A 1,942-nucleotide genomic window follows, 5' to 3' on the forward strand; every position below is an offset into this window, starting at 1 on the left:
CATCGCAGCCTTGACCCCAAGCGACAGTGCAACATATGAAAATGGAAATACTGTTTCCGCTAAGCAACCATCTCAAATCACATACACAGATAGTGTGAACGACGGCACTTGGACCTTCAAGGGTTACAATGCAGCTAGTGCTGTAGTCAACAAGTCCAATGTAGAGTTTGTAGGAAAATGGGCCTTTAAAGCCAACAAGTATCAAGCTACTTATCGCTTCGAGAGCGAGACATCAGGAAAAGCTCTTCCGGCAGCCATCGCAGCTTTGACGCCAAGCGACAGTGCAACATATGTGAATGGTGCCTCTGTTTCGGCTAAACAACCATCCCAAACCACTTACACCGACGCAGTGAACGACGGCACCTGGACCTTCAAGGGTTACGACGCAGCTAGCGCTGTAGTCAACAAAGCTAATGTAGAGTTTGTAGGAAAATGGACCTTTGAAGCCAACAAGTACCAAGCGACTTACCGCTTCGAGAGCGAGACAGCAGGAAAAGCTCTTCCAGCGGAAATCACCGCTTTGATTCCAAGCGATAGTGCAACTTATGTGAATGGTGCCTCTGTTTCGGCTAAACAACCAGCGAAAGCGACCTACACAGATACTGTGAACGACGGCACTTGGACCTTCAAGGGCTATGACGCAGGCAATGCAGTCGTGAACAAGGATAATGTAGAGTTTGTAGGAAAATGGACCTTTGAAGCTAACAAGTACCAAGCGACTTACCGCTTCGAGAGCGAAGGAACAAGTAAAGCTCTTCCAGCAGGTATCGCAACGCTGCTTCCAAGTGACAGTGCAACTTATGTGAATGGTGCCTCTGTTTCGGCTAAACAACCATCCCAAACCACATACACAGACGCAGTGAACGACGGCACATGGACCTTCAAGGGCTATGACGCAGCTAGCGCCGTTGTCAACAAGGCTAATGTTGTGTTTGTAGGTAACTGGACCTTTGAAGCTAACAAGTACCAAGCGACTTATCGCTTCGAGAGCGCCACAGCAGGTAAGGCTCTTCCAGCAGGCATTGCCACGCTACTTCCAAGCGATAGTGCAACATATGTGAATGGTGCCTCTGTCTCCGCTCAACAACCATCTCAAACCACATACACCGACGCAGTGAATGACGGCACCTGGACCTTCAAGGGTTACGACGCAGCTAGCGCCGTTGTCAACAAGTCCAATGTAGAGTTTGTAGGAAAATGGACCTTTGAAGCCAACAAGTACCAAGCGACTTACCGCTTCGAGAGCGCCACAGCAGGAAAAGCTCTTCCGGCAGCCATCGCAGCTTTGACGCCAAGCGACAGTGCAACATATGAGAATGGTGAGTCTGTCTCCGCTCAACAACCATCCCAAACCACTTACACAGATACTGTGAACGACGGCACCTGGACCTTCAAGGGCTATGACGCAGCTAGCGCCGTTGTCAACAAGGCTAATGTTGTGTTTGTAGGTAACTGGACCTTTGAAGCTAACAAGTACCAAGCGACTTATCGCTTCGAGAGCGCCACAGCAGGTAAGGCTCTTCCAGCAGGCATTGCCACGCTACTTCCAAGCGATAGTGCAACATATGTGAATGGTGCCTCTGTCTCCGCTCAACAACCATCTCAAACCACATACACCGACGCAGTGAACGATGGCACATGGACCTTCAAGGGTTACGACGCAGCTAGCGCTGTAGTCAACAAGTCCGATGTGGAGTTTGTAGGTAAATGGACCTTTGAAGCTAACAAGTACCAAGCTACTTACAGTTTCGCAAGTGCAACAGCAGGTAAGCAACTTCCAGCAGCTATCGCAGCATTGACCCCAAGCGACAGTGCAACTTATGAGAATGGTAACTCTGTTTCCGCTCAACAACCATCCCAAACCACATACACCGACGCAGTGAACGATGGCACATGGACCTTCAAGGGTTACGACGCAGCTAGCGCTGTAGTCAACAAGTCC

The 1,942-nt window shown here is 49.7% G+C and carries 1 protein-coding gene; it reads left to right on the forward strand.

The window, feature by feature from the left end; translation table 11 throughout:
* On the forward strand, positions 1-1,942 hold a 1,942-nt coding region (locus tag D8862_RS09460; protein ID WP_221762943.1), incomplete at both ends, for an SHIRT domain-containing protein.

It is taken from the genome of Streptococcus oralis, assembly GCF_003942585.1.
GTDB lineage: Bacteria > Bacillota > Bacilli > Lactobacillales > Streptococcaceae > Streptococcus > Streptococcus oralis_BE.